This is a genomic window from Leclercia sp. LSNIH3 (genome assembly GCF_002935105.1).
Classification (GTDB): Bacteria; Pseudomonadota; Gammaproteobacteria; order Enterobacterales; family Enterobacteriaceae; genus Enterobacter; species Enterobacter adecarboxylatus.
Genome location: NZ_CP026387.1, coordinates 1,400,395 through 1,416,528, shown reverse-complemented (window position 1 = coordinate 1,416,528; position 16,134 = coordinate 1,400,395). Strand labels below are relative to the sequence as shown.

At 55.4% G+C, this 16,134-nt stretch carries 15 protein-coding genes; 11 read left to right on the top strand and 4 right to left on the bottom strand.

Annotated elements, in window-relative coordinates:
• Window positions 1-312 precede the first annotated feature (312 nt).
• Window positions 313-3,087 (top strand): autotransporter outer membrane beta-barrel domain-containing protein, encoded by a 2,775-nt coding sequence (locus C3F35_RS06885; RefSeq protein WP_103791817.1) that lies wholly within the window; start codon window positions 313-315, stop codon window positions 3,085-3,087.
• Between the two features lie 66 nt (window positions 3,088-3,153).
• Window positions 3,154-3,780 carry a helix-turn-helix domain-containing protein gene (locus C3F35_RS06880; RefSeq protein ID WP_032616769.1) on the top strand — a complete coding sequence of 209 codons (627 nt, stop codon included), beginning with the start codon at window positions 3,154-3,156 and terminating at the stop codon, window positions 3,778-3,780.
• Here C3F35_RS06880 and ampH read toward each other — a convergent pair whose 3' ends face one another.
• On the bottom strand, window positions 3,781-4,947 hold the full coding sequence (ampH, locus tag C3F35_RS06875) for a D-alanyl-D-alanine-carboxypeptidase/endopeptidase AmpH (RefSeq protein ID WP_059308631.1): 1,167 nt from the start codon (window positions 4,945-4,947) through the stop codon (window positions 3,781-3,783).
• Between the two features lie 288 nt (window positions 4,948-5,235).
• On the opposite strand from ampH, the gene sbmA reads away from it, so the two are divergent.
• Both sbmA and C3F35_RS06865 read left to right on the top strand, forming a co-directional pair.
• The gene (gene sbmA / locus C3F35_RS06870) at window positions 5,236-6,456 is read left to right on the top strand and encodes a peptide antibiotic transporter SbmA (RefSeq protein WP_032616772.1); all 1,221 of its coding nucleotides are present in this window, start codon (window positions 5,236-5,238) and stop codon (window positions 6,454-6,456) included.
• A 14-nt stretch (window positions 6,457-6,470) separates the two neighbouring features.
• On the top strand, window positions 6,471-7,571 hold the full coding sequence (locus C3F35_RS06865) for a DUF1615 domain-containing protein (protein ID WP_077227009.1): 1,101 nt from the start codon (window positions 6,471-6,473) through the stop codon (window positions 7,569-7,571).
• Here the strand turns inward: C3F35_RS06865 and C3F35_RS06860 are convergent.
• Entirely contained in the window at window positions 7,568-7,870 is a 303-nt protein-coding gene (locus tag C3F35_RS06860) for a DUF2755 family protein (RefSeq protein WP_032616774.1), read from the bottom strand. The two genes, C3F35_RS06865 and C3F35_RS06860, sit on opposite strands and share 4 nt — an antisense overlap.
• Before the next feature lie 247 nt (window positions 7,871-8,117).
• Between C3F35_RS06860 and C3F35_RS06855 the strand changes: the two genes are divergently transcribed.
• The gene (locus tag C3F35_RS06855; protein ID WP_032616775.1) at window positions 8,118-8,336 is read left to right on the top strand and encodes a DUF2754 domain-containing protein; all 219 of its coding nucleotides are present in this window, start codon (window positions 8,118-8,120) and stop codon (window positions 8,334-8,336) included.
• Here the strand turns inward: C3F35_RS06855 and ddlA are convergent.
• Entirely contained in the window at window positions 8,333-9,433 is a 1,101-nt protein-coding gene (gene ddlA / locus C3F35_RS06850) for a D-alanine--D-alanine ligase (RefSeq protein WP_032616805.1), read from the bottom strand. The two genes, C3F35_RS06855 and ddlA, sit on opposite strands and share 4 nt — an antisense overlap.
• A 106-nt stretch (window positions 9,434-9,539) precedes the next feature.
• Here ddlA and C3F35_RS06845 point away from each other — a divergent pair, with 106 nt between their 5' ends.
• From C3F35_RS06845 to adrA, 6 genes are all read left to right on the top strand, one after another.
• Window positions 9,540-10,259, top strand: coding sequence for an extensin-like domain-containing protein (locus C3F35_RS06845; RefSeq protein ID WP_103791818.1), 720 nt, complete (start codon window positions 9,540-9,542; stop codon window positions 10,257-10,259).
• Window positions 10,260-10,392: 133 nt separating this feature from the next.
• On the top strand, window positions 10,393-11,616 hold the full coding sequence (locus C3F35_RS06840) for a multidrug efflux MFS transporter (RefSeq protein WP_059308627.1): 1,224 nt from the start codon (window positions 10,393-10,395) through the stop codon (window positions 11,614-11,616).
• A gap of 238 nt (window positions 11,617-11,854) precedes the next feature.
• Window positions 11,855-12,115: an anti-adapter protein IraP gene (gene iraP, locus C3F35_RS06835; protein WP_103791819.1), complete on the top strand. Its 261-nt coding sequence runs from the start codon at window positions 11,855-11,857 to the stop codon at window positions 12,113-12,115.
• Window positions 12,116-12,213: 98 nt separating this feature from the next.
• A complete protein-coding gene (phoA, locus tag C3F35_RS06830; RefSeq protein WP_077227008.1) occupies window positions 12,214-13,632 on the top strand; it encodes an alkaline phosphatase in 1,419 nt (472 codons plus the stop codon).
• Window positions 13,633-13,721: 89 nt separating this feature from the next.
• Window positions 13,722-14,042 (top strand): phosphate starvation-inducible protein PsiF, encoded by a 321-nt coding sequence (psiF, locus tag C3F35_RS06825; RefSeq protein WP_059308625.1) that lies wholly within the window; start codon window positions 13,722-13,724, stop codon window positions 14,040-14,042.
• A gap of 90 nt (window positions 14,043-14,132) precedes the next feature.
• Complete coding sequence (adrA, locus tag C3F35_RS06820) at window positions 14,133-15,248, top strand: diguanylate cyclase AdrA (RefSeq protein ID WP_098946226.1); 1,116 nt, start codon at window positions 14,133-14,135, stop codon at window positions 15,246-15,248.
• 14 nt (window positions 15,249-15,262) lie between these two features.
• Here adrA and proC read toward each other — a convergent pair whose 3' ends face one another.
• The gene (gene proC / locus C3F35_RS06815; protein WP_103791820.1) at window positions 15,263-16,072 is read right to left on the bottom strand and encodes a pyrroline-5-carboxylate reductase; all 810 of its coding nucleotides are present in this window, start codon (window positions 16,070-16,072) and stop codon (window positions 15,263-15,265) included.
• Window positions 16,073-16,134 lie beyond the last annotated feature (62 nt).

Here is a 16,134-nt window from a genome sequence, read left to right as displayed (position 1 = left end):
ATAAAAATGAAAAATTGCATAAACTTGGTAGCATCTATTTATTATATTTCTTGATTGCTTTTGTATTATCAGTCTCAATGATCTTTCGCGTTTTAGTATGTCTTTTACTATTTATATTAAGTTATTGTAATTATTGAATTAAATTATTATTTAATATGTCTAAAATATCCATTTCTGTATTCAGTCTGATTTCGGACTTAATGGCTGGATTTATTGAACTAATTTGTGGCGAGGCTGCATAATTCGCCTCGCAATATATTTGCACTGTATATACGGACAAACTTGCTTACGTCCCTGAGGAGGGATGACCCAATGCAAACATGGAAAAATAAACTTGTCGTATCTCAACTTGCATTAGCCTGTACGGTGGCTATCGCTTCTCAGGCCAATGCAAAAGATATTTCGGGTACAACCTATAACACCTTTGGTTACGATAATACCGCCACAGCGGCATGGTATAACGGCTATACCGACTGGAATTACTCCAGCGCGGCGCACGATGGCGATATCTACCCTGTCATCAACAAGTCAACCGTCAACGGCGTGATCTCTTCCTACTACCTGGATGACGGCGCAGGCGGCTATGCCAACGCACTGTCTATTTCCAACAGCACCATCAACGGCATGATCACCTCCGAGTGCATGACCACGGAATGTGCTGATAACCTGAATACGGACGGCACTGCGCACCAGCAGTTCGATCGTTTTCAGCTGACGGTAGACAACTCCACCATCAACGATACCTATGAGCACTACGCTTACGATGTCGTGGACGGTGACAAGACCACCACGCAATACTGGGATACCCACGCGCTGGGCAATGCCATTACCCTCGACGAAGAATCCGACATCGTTATCCAGAATAACTCCCGCATTGCCGGGATCACCCTGGTGCAGGGTTATCATCAGCTGGATAACACCCCGTATGATTCCGTCACCGGTATCGAAGACAACGGCCATGTCTTTACCAATACTTTGCAGGTCAATGATTCCGTTGTGACTTCCGGTGCGTATAGCGATCTGGGCACTGAAGGTTTCTATGGTCAGTCGGCGAAACCGAGCGATTACGGCAACGGCAACGCCACTGCGTTGGATGATGCGGCTCTGATTGTCGCGGCCAGCAGCGCGGATAACGCAATGCAGACGACGGCTAACTTCGATCACTCTACCTTGACCGGCGATGTGCTGTTCAGCAGCACCTTCGACAACAACTTCTACCCGAATGGCGATCCTGCCACCGACACCACTGCTGACGGCGTCTACAACCCAACCACCAACGGCTGGGATGGTACCGACAGACTGGATCTGACCCTGGACAACCACAGCAAATGGGTCGGTGCTGCCGTCTCCAGCGTGGATGCAATTGGCACAGCGCAGATGTATGGCCTCGGCTACAGCGGTGTTGACTTGCATACCCTGTCGCCAAACAGCATCTGGCCAGGCTCCACCTTCGACGACAACAACCATCTGGTCGGCAATGAGGTTTATCAGAGCGGTATTTTCAATGTTGCGCTGAATAACGGTTCTGAATGGGATACCCGTAAGCAATCCAACATCGATGCGCTGACAGTGAATAACCGTTCGCAGGTCAATGTTGAAAACTCCAGTCTGCTGGCTGACAGCATTACGCTCACCAATGCGTCTTCCCTGAACATCGGTGATGCCGGTGGCGTTGCCACGAATAGCCTGTATCTCGACAGCAGCAGCCAGGCTACCCTGACTGAAGAAACAGCAGAACTGTACGCCAACACCATTACGGTGGATAACCGCGCAGAACTGGCACTGGGTCTGGGCCAGGTGGACACCCACCAGATGGTGCTGACGGATGGCGGTGTGCTGAACGTTGCCAGCCGTGAATACGTCTTCAATTCCGATCTGAGCAATGCCCGTTACATCACCAACGACATCCACCATGCCGATTACGATTACGGGGTGATTGCCCTGAATTCCGATGGCCACCTGGCGGTTAATGGTGAAGTTTCCGGGAACTATAAAGTCCGTATTGATAACGCGACCGGTGCCGGTTCCGTTGCCGATTACAACAATAAAGAAGTGATCCGCATTTACGATAACAACGCGGATACCCACACCAGCTTCACCGCAGCCAACAAAGCGGATCTCGGTGCTTACACTTACGAGGCGCAGCAGCAGGGCGACACCGTAGTACTGCACCAGGAACGTCTGACTGACTACGCCAACATGGCGCTGAGCATTCCGTCTGCCAATACCAACATCTGGCATCTGCAGCAGGACGCTCTGGCTAACCGTCTGACTAACAGCCGTCATGGCCTGACAGACAACGGTGGCGCATGGGTGAACTTCTTCGGCGGTAATTTCGACGGTGATAACGGCACCATCCATTACGATCAGGACGTCACCGGCGTCATGGTGGGTGTGGATAGCCATATTGCTGGCAACAACGCCGACTGGATTGTGGGTGCGGCTGCGGGCTTTGCCAAAGGCGATATGAGCGATCGTAGCGGCCAGGTGGATCAGGATAGCCAGACCGCGATGCTGTACTCTGCGGCGCGCTTTGCTAACGATGTCTTCATCGACAGCTCCCTGAGCTACTCACGCTTCAATAACGATCTCACTGCCAACATGAGCAATGGCGAATACGTTGATGGCAACACCACAACCGACGCCTGGGGCTTTGGGCTGAAACTGGGCTACGACTGGAAACCGAACACCTCCGGTTACATCACGCCGTATGCTGCCGTTTCTGGCCTGTTCCAGTCTGGCGACGACTATCGTCTGAGCAACGACATGCGCGTGGGCAGTCAGTCTTACGACAGCATGCGTTATGAAGCCGGTATCGACGCAGGTTACACCTTCGGTTATGGCGATGATCAGGCGCTGACTCCGTACTTCAAACTGGCATATGTCTATGACGATGCGGGTGAAGATGCGAGCGTCAACGGCGATGACATTGATAACGGTATGAAAGGCTCCGCTGTACGCGTGGGTCTGGGTACTCAGTTCAGCTTCACCAAAAACTTCAGTGCTTACACTGATGCGACCTACGTCGGTGGTGGTGATGTTGATCAAAACTGGGGTGCCAACCTCGGTGTGAAATACACCTGGTAACATGCCTGATGCGGGGAGAGATATCTCCCCGCTTTTAGCGTCAGTTAAAGATGACTCGAGACCTGCATGAACCGGTATGCAAAACCTATTTCTGAATTCTCCCGGCTCGAAAAGTGCTTCTCTGCACACAGCACGCCGTTCAAACTCTCCGCCCAACTTCCGCTGTTTGAGGCTCGCAATGAAGAAAATTACTGCACGGTAGTGCTTCAGTCAGGCTCACTCAGTATTTACCGACAGCCGGATGATTTGCTTTTCGAGATTGTCGCCGCGCCTTATATCTTCGGAATTAATGCCGGCATGATGGGCTGCAGCACAGAGTATCAGCTGGTAACCCAATCCCCCTGTAGCGGGTTTTACCTTCCTGCCGCCAGCGCCCGCAATCTGATCCAACAGGCCGGTTTATGGGCTGATGCCTTCTGCTGGCTCTCCTGGCACCACAGGGTCATGGAGATCCGCGACAAACAGCTGGTGGGCAACAACTCGTACAGCCAGATCCGCGCCACGCTACTGAATATGGCCCAGTGGGATGAGACGTTACGGATGCGGATTGGGGTAATGAGCTACATTCAGCGCCGCACGCGGATTTCACGTTCGGTCGTGGCAGAGGTGCTGGCAGCGTTACGGCAGGGCAAATACATTACGATGGAAAGGGGCAAACTGGTTAGCGTCAACCGTTTGCCCGCGGAGTATTAATTATCCAGAGGTGGGGATCGCCTTCGGTTTATTCTCGCTCAGTTCCACCACCAGCTGGTTGACGCCGTCGCTCATGTTGACGAAACGCGTGAGCGGCGAGCGTGTCACGACCACGAATACCCCCACGTTAGACTGCGGGATCATCGCCATGTACGTGATGAATCCGCCGCCACCGCCGGTTTTCTGAATAATGCCCGGACGCCCGTTTTTTGGCGCCATATAGACCCAGCCGAGGCCCAACGCATCCGCGCGGCCTGGCACATCCATGCCGATCACCCGCGTTAACTGGTTACGCTGATAAATCAGCGTCTGCATTCTGTCGGCCTGGTTACTGCGCGCATAGAAATCAGACGAGAGGAACTGCTGCATCCAGCGCATCATGTCCCCTGGCGTGGAGTAAACGCCGCCGCTGCCGACCGCTGCCAGGGTGTTGTTACACGGGCTGGCCCCTTTCTCTGCCACCATCAGGCGCTTGCACTGATCGGGGGAGGGGGTAAAGGTAGTGTCTTTCATCCCCAGCGGACGGGCGATTTGCTCGTCAAACAGCTGAGCATACGGTTTACCCGCAGCGGTGCCCAGTGCATCGGCCAGCAGATCGAACGCCAGGTTTGAGTAGGCGGCCTGCGAACCTGGCGTTGATTTCAGGGTTGCCGTCGATAACCAGTTCCAGCGCTGATCCCGGGTCGGCCAGACAAACACCGGACGATGCGCAGCGCCGCCCGGTTGTTCACGCGGCAGGGCGCTGGTATGGGTGGCCAGATTGACAAGCGTAATAGGCGCGCCCTGGTATGTCGGCACCCGTGCGCCCGGCGGGGCGTATTTGCTTAACGGGTCGTTCAGCTTCACCACGCCTTGATCGAGCAGTTTCACCAGCATCTCGCTGGTCATTAATTTGGTCAGGGAGGCAATGCGCACCACCGAATCCAGCTGCGGGTGGACATTGTTGCCCGGACGCGTTTCGCCAAAGCTGCGGAATACGCGCTGATTGCCGTCAATCGCCACCAGGGCCATCCCCGTTGCGCCGCTGCCGTAAAATATCAGGTTCGCATAGCGATCGACCACATCGGAGGCGAAGGCCGGATCGGCAATCGGCTGGGCAGGGGCCGCCTGCACGCAGGTGAGGCTGGCCGCATACAGCGCGGCGGAGAGTAACAGACTACGTTTCAACGAAAGCATCCATGAAGTGAATGGTAAAAGTATGCGTATTTATACTACTAAACGGCGTATTGCAAAGGCCTGTACAGCTTAACGATAGCGCGAAAAAACGTAACCATGGGTAAATACGAACAATTTCGTTATTACCGATCTCATGTTTTGTGACATTGCGCTTATGATACCCGTCAGGTTGATTGACTTTTCCGCTCAGGTGGCGGTTGATGGCGAACTAAAAAGAGGTCGGCAGGTCTGATAATCCGTCGTCCACAGCAGTAGCGATAACTACAAGAAGGAAGCGTTATGTTTAAGTCGTTTTTCCCCAAACCGGGACCCTTTTTCCTTTCGGCCTTTATTTGGGCTTTGCTCGCTGTCGTTTTCTGGCAGGCCGGTGGGGGAGCCTGGTTTGAGCGCCTGCTCGGCATCACGAATGATGTGCCCATCAGCGCGGCGCGTTTCTGGTCTCCGGGCTACCTGCTCTTTTACGCTTATTACGCGTTCTGCGTAGGCGCCTTTGCCCTGTTCTGGTTTGTTTACTCGCCGCACCGCTGGCAGTACTGGTCAGTTCTCGGCACCTCGCTGATTATCTTTGTCACCTGGTTTCTGGTGGAGGTCGGGGTGGCGGTCAACGCCTGGTATGCTCCTTTCTATGACCTGATCCAGACCGCGCTCAGCGCACCGCATAAAGTCACCATTAACCAGTTTTATCATGAAGTCGGCGTCTTCCTCGGGATCGCGCTGATCGCCGTTATTATTGGCGTGATGAATAACTTCTTTGTCAGCCACTATGTGTTCCGCTGGCGTACGGCAATGAACGAATACTATATGGCGCACTGGCAGCAGCTGCGCCATATCGAAGGGGCCGCTCAGCGTGTGCAGGAAGACACCATGCGTTTCGCCTCTACCTTAGAAGATATGGGGGTGAGCTTTATCAACGCCATTATGACCCTGATCGCCTTCCTGCCGGTGCTGGTCACGCTGTCAGCCCACGTGCCGGAGCTGCCGATTGTGGGCCATTTGCCGTACGGTCTGGTGATCGCCGCGATTGTCTGGTCGCTGATGGGGACGGGGCTGCTGGCGGCGGTGGGGATCAAACTGCCGGGGCTGGAGTTTAAAAACCAGCGCGTCGAGGCCGCCTATCGTAAAGAGCTGGTCTATGGCGAAGACGATGCCAGCCGCGCCTCGCCGCCGACGGTGCGCGAGCTGTTCGGCGCGGTGCGTCGTAACTATTTCCGCCTCTATTTCCACTATATGTACTTCAATATTGCCCGTATTCTTTATCTGCAGGTGGATAACGTTTTCGGCTTGTTCCTGCTGTTCCCATCGATTGTTGCCGGTACTATCACCCTGGGTCTGATGACGCAAATCACGAATGTGTTTGGTCAGGTGCGCGGTTCATTCCAGTACCTGATCAGTTCATGGACCACGCTGGTGGAGCTGATGTCTATCTATAAACGTTTACGCAGTTTTGAACGTGAGCTGGATGGTCAGGATCTACAGGAAGTGACCCATACGTTGAGCTAATACAGGGAGTCGTTATGTCTTTTACCGTACCGCGTGCGATACCGTTTTCGCTGCTTGCCGCTCTGGCCTTAGCCGGATGTGCGGAGAAGGGGGCTGCGCCACTGAAAAAGGGTGAAAAGCCCGTCGATGTGGCCAGCGTTGTGCGGCAAAAAATGCCCGCTACGGTGAAAGACCGGGATCAGTGGGCCTCGGCGCTGGCAAAAACCTTCGAGAGCCAGAAGATCGCCCCCACCGAGGAGAATATCTGCTCGGTGCTGGCGGTGGCGCAGCAGGAGTCGCTGTATCAGTCCGATCCGGCGGTGCCGGGGCTGAACAAAATTGCCTGGAAAGAGATCGACCGCCGGGCGGAAAAGCTGCACATTCCGGCGTTTCTGGTCCACACCGCGCTGAAAATCACCTCGCCGAACGGCAAAAGCTACAGCGAGCGGTTGGATACGGTGAAAACCGAGAAACAGCTCAGCGCCATCTTCGACGATATGATCAGTATGGTGCCGATGGGGCAGACCCTGTTTGGCTCCCTGAACCCGGTGCATACTGGCGGGCCAATGCAGGTGAGTATCGCCTTCGCGGAAAAGCATACCGACGGCTATCCGTGGAAAATCGAGAATACGGTGCGCCAGGAGGTCTTCTCCCTGCGCGGCGGCCTGTGGTTCGGCACTTACCATCTATTGAACTATCCCGCCAACTATACGGTGCCACTCTACCGCTTTGCTGATTTCAACGCTGGCTGGTACGCCAGCCGCAACGCGGCCTTCCAGAATGCGGTTAGCCGCGCCTCTGGGGTGAAACTGGCCCTGGACGGGGACCTGATTGCCTATGGCAGCAGCGAGGCCGGGAAGACAGAGCTGGCGGTGCGTAAACTGAAAGGCAAGCTGGACATGAGCGACAGTGAGATTCGCCAGCAACTGGCAAAAGGCGACAGCCTGGCGTTTGAGAAAACCGACCTGTATCAGCAGGTCTATAAACTGGCGGAGCAGAAGAGCGGGAAGGCACTACCGAAAGCGATGCTGCCGGGGATCCAGCTTGAAAGCCCGAAAATCACCCGCAATCTGACAACCGCCTGGTTTGCCCAGCGCGTTGACGATCGCCGGGCGAAGTGTATGGCGCTAAATTAGCGGTAACGGCGCCAGCGCACCACCAACGCAACGGCGCCCAACACCACCAGACCTGCCAGGAACGGGATCAGCCCGAACACAGTGCTGACGCCCAGTCCAATGTCCACGCGCGGGCGAACGGAGTCTTCGACCTGCATCAGGTGTTCATACACGCCAGGGGCATGCACCAGGATGTTCAGCAGTTGTGAGCCTGCCCAGAAGCAGAACAGCACAAACAGAGCGTATGCAATATTTCCTGCCGTGGAGGTCTTAGGTTGTCTGGTGCTGAAAATCGGCTTCGACATCGTAAAGTCTGCCATAACTACCTCCGCAATGTTCTGTCTGGCTAAATGCCTGTTGTACACGCTGAGTTTGACACCTCATGGCAGATGTCAATATCGGAATGATGGTAATTTGGCCTGGAGAATTCTCCTGGATGTGCGAATTTTGCCGCACATCACAGATTTTTTACTTAAGTGAAATTCACTCTCATTTCAGATTTTCCGCATACGCCACAGACCTGACGGCGAAACTGTGCGAGGATAGATTTTTTCTTCTGGAGCGACCATGAAACTGCCTGCCAAAATTCGCCGTGACTGGCATTTCTACGCCTTTGCAATTGGGCTGATCTTTATTCTGAATGGGGTGGTAGGGCTGCTGGGCTTTGAAGCGAAGGGCTGGCAAACCTATGCGGTAGGGCTGGTGACCTGGGTGATCAGTTTCTGGCTGGCGGGGTTTATCATTCGCCGTCGCCCGGAAGAGGCGACGGCAAAAGACGCGGATTAACCGTTAACGGAAACCTGAAGCGCGCTGTCAGCGGCATGCCGTTCCAGCGCCAGTTCAATCAGGCGGGTGATCAGATCCGGGTAGCTGAGGCCGCTGGCCTGCCACAGTTTCGGGTACATACTGATGTTGGTGAAGCCTGGCAGGGTGTTGATTTCATTGATAACGACGCGGTTATCCGCCGTTAAGAAGACATCGACACGTGCCATACCGCGACAGCCCAGCGCCTGATAGGCCTCGATGGCAATGGCGCGGATCGCGTCGTTGACCTCAGCATCCAGCACGGCAGGTACAACCACCTGCGCGCCCTGGTCGTCGATGTATTTGGTATCGTAAGAGTAGAACTCGCTGTTCAGCACCACTTCGCCACAGGTGCTGGCCTGCGGGAAATCATTCCCCAGCACCGCGCACTCAATCTCACGCCCTTTAATTCCCTGCTCAACCACTACTTTGTGATCGAAGGTAAACGCCAGACGTACCGCGTCGCTGAACTGCGCTTCGCTGTTCACTTTGCTGACGCCGACGGAGGAACCCTGGTTTGCCGGTTTAACGAACAGCGGCAGGCCAAAGCGGGCGCTAAGATCGGCAAAGGTGTGTTGGTCGCGGTTGGCGCGGGTGAGGGTGACAAAGGGGGCCACGTTCAGCCCGGCATCGCGCAGCAGGCGCTTGGTGACGTCTTTATCCATGCAGGCAGCAGAGCCGAGCACGTCGGAGCCGACAAACGGCAGGTTAGCCATTCGCAGCATCCCCTGCAGGGAGCCATCTTCGCCCAGCGTGCCGTGGACAATCGGGAAAATGACATCGACAGACGAAAGCGCCTGCCCGGTACTGGCATTGATCAGTTGGCCTTCCATTACGCCTGGCACGGTAGCAACGCTAATCTCAGACGGGTTCAGCGCGATGTGCGCCGGATCGTCGGCGTTGAGCAGATAGCCCTGCTCGTCGTTAATGTGCCACTGGCCCTGCTTATCAATACCTAACAGCACGACCTCAAAGCGGCTTTTATCAATCGCGTTAACGATATTTTTGGCCGATTGCAGCGACACTTCGTGCTCGGCTGATTTTCCCCCAAAGACAATACCTACCCGCAACTTCGCCATCACTTCGCTCATCCACTCTGACTCAAAACGCTTACCATATCACGATGCCCGGCGGGATTCGCCGCCTTCTGCCATAATGTTTTGGCACATTGTTTCAGGAGGGTGAGTGAAAGGGAAAAGCCTGATTATCTGTCTTGCTGTCATTGCTGCGGCCATCGCGGGGTACCGTTGGCTGCCGTCGTATTACAACCCCTTTGTGCCGCTGACCCTCGACGATCCCCCCGGCACGTTGACCCAGTTTAAGCTGCGTCGCCTGACCCCTGAACATTGTGAAATACTGCTGGCGCAGGCCAATGCGCGCCAGCTGATCCGTACCCAGTCGGTGGCCGACAGCGCGGGGGAGTGTCCGCTCAGTGATGTGGTGCGGGTGCGGAGTTTTGGCCGCGTCAGCCTTAGCAGCAGTTTTCTAGCCAGCTGCCCGCTGGCCCTCAGTTCGGCGCTGTTCATCAACCAGCAAGCCCGGCCCCTGACCGAAACCATGATGGGCAGTAGCCTGTCGCGCGTTGAGCACCTCGGCAGCTTTGCCTGCCGGAATATCTATCATCGCCCCAATGCCCGGCGCAGCGAACATGCTAGCGCTCAGGCGCTGGATATCAGCGGTTTCACCCTTGAGAACGGGCAGCGGATCTCGGTCCTGCGCGGCTGGGAAAACGCCACTTCCGGCCCGTGGCTGCGCGCGATGCTGGACGCCAGTTGCGGCTATTTCGGCAATGCTCTCGGCCCGGATTACAATGCCGCCCACGCCAACCATTTCCATCTTGGGATGCGGGGTTTTGGTTACTGTCCGCAAAGCATAAATCACCAGACAAAAGGCAAAAATATGTGACATGTTTCACAAATATGATGACTGGGAAGATAAAACCCCAAAGTCACGGCAGGCGCATCTCTGATAACTTTCGGCGCATCGTAACTTGCTAATCTGATAGCGAATTCACGCAAAATGTAGACAGTATCCGCCTATGGAATCCTGGAAAGTTAACCTCATTTCGGTCTGGTTTGGTTGTTTTTTCACCGGCCTCGCCATCAGCCAGATTTTACCCTTCTTGCCGCTGTATGTGTCCCAGCTTGGCGTTTCCTCCCATGAGGCGCTGTCAATGTGGTCGGGGCTGACCTTCAGCGTCACTTTTCTGGTTTCAGCTATCGTCTCACCGATGTGGGGCAGCCTTGCCGATCGTAAAGGGCGCAAGCTGATGCTGCTGCGCGCCTCGCTGGGGATGGCGATTGCGATCCTGCTCCAGGCCTTTGCCACCAACGTCTGGCAATTGTTCCTGCTGCGGGCGCTGATGGGGCTGACGTCCGGCTATATTCCGAACGCCATGGCGCTGGTGGCATCGCAGGTGCCCCGTGAGCGCAGTGGCTGGGCCATCAGCACGCTCTCAACGGCACAGATCAGCGGCGTGATTGGCGGCCCGCTGATGGGCGGCTTTCTGGCTGATCACGTGGGGCTTCGCGCGGTGTTCCTCATCACCGCCGTCCTGCTGGTGATCAGTTTTCTGGTGACGCTGTTTCTGATTAAAGAGGGCGCCCGCCCGAGCGTGAGCAAGGCGGAACGTCTGAGCGGTAAGGCGGTATTTGCGTCGTTACCCTATCCCTGGCTGATGATTAGCCTGTTTGTCACTACCATGGTGATCCAGCTCTGCAATGGTTCGGTCGGGCCGATCCTCGCGCTGTTTATTCAGTCGATGGCGCCAGAGAGCAGCAATATTGCCTTCCTCAGCGGGATGATTGCCGCCGTGCCGGGCATTTCGGCGCTGATGTCTGCCCCGCGTCTGGGCAAGCTGGGGGATCGCATCGGCACTGGTCGCATTCTGATGGCGACGCTTGTTGTGGCGGTGGTCCTCTTTTTCGCCATGTCCTTTGTCACCACGCCCTTCCAGCTTGGGGTGCTGCGTTTCCTGCTGGGCTTTGCCGATGGAGCCATGCTGCCTGCGGTGCAAACCCTGCTGATAAAATACTCCAGCGATCGGGTGACCGGGCGGATCTTCGGCTATAACCAATCGTTTATGTATCTGGGGAACGTTGCCGGGCCGTTGATGGGGGCGGCGGTCTCGGCGATGGCCGGATTCCGCTGGGTATTTTTCGCCACTGCGGTGGTGATATTGCTGAATATTATCCAGCTGGCATGGGCTATGCGGCGGCGTCGTCAGCAGGAAGATCGAACGCGCCAGATTAAGCGGTTGTAGCGCTGCTGTATAAGATAGTTAAGCAGGACTGTCGTTATCCATAATTAAAAATGATGGTTCTGCGTTTATATTGCGTTGTCACGACGATTTGAATTTCATTTAAAGAAACCTTTTATTTGACGTCGCGCAGACTATTTAATCGGGAATAAGTTTTGGCTTAAAAATAGTACTTTTAGCCACTTTGCAATCCTCAGGCATAATGATAACGTCGGAAAAAACCACATAAGGAAATACCGCTGTGAAAAATCTCATTGCTGAGTTATTGCTTAAGCTTGCCCAAAAGGAAGAAGAGTCGAAAGAGCTGGTAGCCCAGGTCGAAGCGCTCGAAATTGTGGTGACTGCACTGTTACGTCAGATGGCGAAAAGTGAGCAGCAGGCGCTGATCGACAGTGTGGAAGGCGCGCTGGATGAGGTTCGGCCAGATAAACAGTTATCTGTTGAGGACAGCGAGATGCTGCAACAATACGTAAAAAAGCTGTTACGGCACCCGCGCAGCTGAACGGTCATATGATGTAATTCCCCGTCATAGAACCGTCACATCGGTTGCCTATAGTCGCTCTGTTTTATTTTTTATGTATTTTTACATGGAGAAAATAAGTGAAACAGAGCGCACTTTATATCGCATTACTTTCCTTGCTGGTTACCCCTACAATTTATGCTGAAACTGTGGCACCGACCACGGTTCTGGATAATCGTGCCGCGCAGGGGGATATCACTCAACCTGGCGGCGCTCGCCGTCTGTCAGAGGATCAGACTGCGGCAATACGTGCATCACTGAATGACAAGCCAGCCAAAAATATTATTCTGCTGATTGGCGACGGGATGGGCGACTCCGAAATAACAGCGGCACGAAATTATGCCGAAGGCGCGGGCGGCTTTTTTAAAGGCATCGATGCCCTGCCGTTGACCGGGCAATATACTCACTATGCGCTGGATAAAAAAACGGGCAAACCCGATTACGTGACCGACTCCGCAGCCTCCGCAACGGCGTGGACCACAGGCGTAAAAACCTATAATGGCGCGCTGGGCGTTGATATCCACGAAAAAGATCATCAGACCATCCTTGAGATGGCGAAAGCGGCGGGGCTGGCTACCGGCAACGTCTCCACCGCCGAATTGCAGGATGCGACGCCCGCGGCGCTGGTCGCCCATGTGACCTCGCGTAAATGCTACGGCCCGTCAGTGACCAGTGAAAAATGCGCCAGCAACGCGCTGGAAAAAGGCGGAAAAGGCTCCATTACCGAACAACTGCTGAACGCCCGCGCCGATGTTACCCTTGGCGGCGGCGCGAAGACCTTCGCAGAAACCGCCACCACCGGCGAATGGCAGGGCAAAACCCTGCGTGAGCAGGCTCAGGCGCGCGGCTATCAGCTGGTAAGCGATGCCGCATCCCTCGCCGCCATTACCGACGCGGGCCAGGATAAGCCGCTGCTGGGGCTGTTTGCCGAAGGCAATATGCCGGTGCGTTGGGAAGGGCCGAAAGCCAGCTATCATGGCAATCTCGATAAGCCTCCCGTCACCTGTACGCCTAATCCGCAGCGCAATGATAGCGTGCCAACCTTAGCGGCGATGACTGACAAAGCGATCTCCCTGTTGAGCAAAAACGAAAAAGGCTTCTTCCTGCAGGTAGAAGGTGCCTCGATCGATAAGCAGGATCATGCCGCGAACCCGTGCGGGCAGATTGGCGAAACCGTCGATCTGGATGAGGCCGTGCAGAAGGCGCTGGCGTTTGCGAAGCAGGATGGCAATACGCTGGTGATTGTCACTGCAGATCACGCCCACTCCAGCCAGATTGTCGCGCCGGATACCAAAGCACCGGGGTTGACGCAGGCGCTGACCACCAAAGACGGTGCCGTGATGGCGATGAGCTACGGCAACGCGGAAGGGGAGTCGATGGAGCATACCGGCAGCCAGCTGCGTATCGCGGCCTACGGTCCGCATGCCGCCAATGTGATTGGCCTGACGGATCAAACCGATCTGTTCTACACCATGCAAGCCGCGTTAGGTCTTAAATAAGCAACGCCCGGCAGGAAAATCGCCTGCCGGGTGGTTTTTTCACCAGCACGAACCAGACTTACTGTGATCATCCACAGAAGGATAGTGCTATGAAAATCACACTGCTGGCTACGCTGCTCCTGGGTCTGTTTACGCTAACCCCTGCCGGGGCGCAGAATCAACAGCCCAACCCGCAGCAGCAACGTATGACCACCTGCAATCAACAGGCGACCGCTCAGGCCCTGAAGGGCGATTCCCGTAAGACCTACATGAGCGACTGTCTGAAAAATGCCTCCTCTAAACCTGCCGAAAAAAGCCTGACGCCACAGCAACAAAGGATGCGTGAATGTAACGATCAGGCGACCCAACAATCGCTCAAAGGCGACGACCGGAATAAGTTTATGAGCGCCTGTCTGAAGAAAAAAGGCTAGTTCAAACGGGTGAGCGAGCCAGGCGGCTCACCCGAAATATCATACTTAGCCTCAAGTAAGCCTTTCTATAATTTGGGAAAATGCTTTTGAGTGTTCCCAAAAATTATGAATGATGAAAACTTTTACAGCAAAGTCTATGCCCGGGAAGGGATTATTCATGCGCGTACCGCAGATGAACATCACCGCTCGGGTATCCGCCTGGCGCGTCGGCTCCGTTGGCCGCGCGCGGTGGGTCTGGCAATTCTCTTTATCCCGATTGCCAGCGTGCTGGTCTCGCAGCCGGTCAACGGCGTCTGGTGGCTACTGCTGGTGGGCTGGGCGTTCGTCTGGCCCCATCTGGCCTGGCAAATAGCTGCGCGTTCTTCCGATCCGCATAGTAGCGAGATGTTTAACCTCAGAGTGGACGCCATTATGGCCGGGGTCTGGATTGGGGTGATGGGGGTTAATGCCATGCCCAGCGCGGCGCTGGTCATGATGATAAGCATGAACCTGATAGGCGTGGGCGGGATCCGCCTGTACGGCCCCGGAGTGATAATGACCGCGCTGGCCGCGCTGATCGCTTTGCAACTCACCCACGTAACGCCGGACTACGTCAGCACGCCGCTGGAGATTGGACTCGCCCTGCCAGTGATCGTCTGTTACCCGATGCTGTTTGCCTGGATGAGTTTCCAGACCACCCGTCGTCTGGTGGAACATAAGCGACGGCTTGAGTTGATGAGTACCCTGGACGGCATGACCGGCGTCTTTAACCGTCGTCACTGGGAAGTGTTACTGCGCACGGAATATGAAAATTACCGCCGCTACCACCGTAGCGCCACGCTTCTGCTGATAGATATCGATCACTTCAAGAACATTAATGACAGCTGGGGCCATGACGTTGGCGACCTGGCGATTGTCGCCGTCACCCGCCAGCTGCAGCTCACATTACGCGCCAGCGATATGATTGGCCGGTTTGGCGGAGATGAGTTCGCGGTGATCATGAGCGGTACGACAGCGGAAAGCGCCATTGCGGCGATGTCGCGGGTGCATGAAAGGCTGGCAGATTTACATCTGCCGGGAATGCCGCAGGTAAAGATTTCCATCAGCGTCGGCGTTGCGCCACTCACGACGTCGATGGTGCATTACCAGGAGTGGCTTAAAGCGGCGGATATCGCGCTCTACAAAGCGAAAAACGCCGGACGTAACCGCACCGAAGTGGCGGCCTGACGTCCGGCAGTCGGTCAGGACTTACTCAACAGCTCTGATTTTTCCATGCACTTGTTCATGGCTTCAATGACGGCGGCACGGAAGCCGCGCGCTTCCAGTTCCCGCACCGCTTCGATGGTGGTGCCGCCCGGGGAACAGACCATATCTTTCAGTTCGCCCGGATGCTTGCCGGTTTCGAGCACCATTTTGGCGGATCCCATTACCGCCTGTGCGGCAAATTTATAGGCCTGCGCACGCGGCATCCCACCCAGAACGGCCGCATCGGCCATCGCTTCAATAAACATAAACACGTAGGCAGGCGCTGACCCGCTGACCCCGACCACCGGGTGGATCATCGCCTCGGCAATCACTTCGGCTTCACCGAAGCAGCGGAAAATGTTGAGCACATCGGCAACTTCTTCGGCGGTCACCAGCGCGTTCGGCGTGATGGAGGTCATGCCCGCGTTGACCAGCGACGGCGTGTTGGGCATGGCGCGGACAATTTTACGGTCATGGCCCAGCGCACGCGCCAGCTGATCGAGGGTAACGCCTGCGGCGATAGAGACCACCAGCGTCTCTTTGTTGAGGCTGGAAGTGATGTCGCTCAGGACTTTCACCATCATGTTCGGCTTCACTGCACCGAAGACGATATCGGCGACCTGGACCACTTCCTGGGCGCTTTGCGCAGCGTTGATCCCGTACTGATCGTGCAGAGCGGCGACTTTGTCCGGCGAGGGGGTATAGACCCAAATCTGGCCGGGCAGCACCTGCCCGCTGGCAATCAGACCGCCGAGAATGGCTTTGCCCATATTACCGCAGCCGATAAAACCGATTTTCTTCTCCATCACGTCTCCCTCTTAGGCTTTGTTATGTGTGTGGAACTTTAGCCTATCGCGGTTTTTTACGC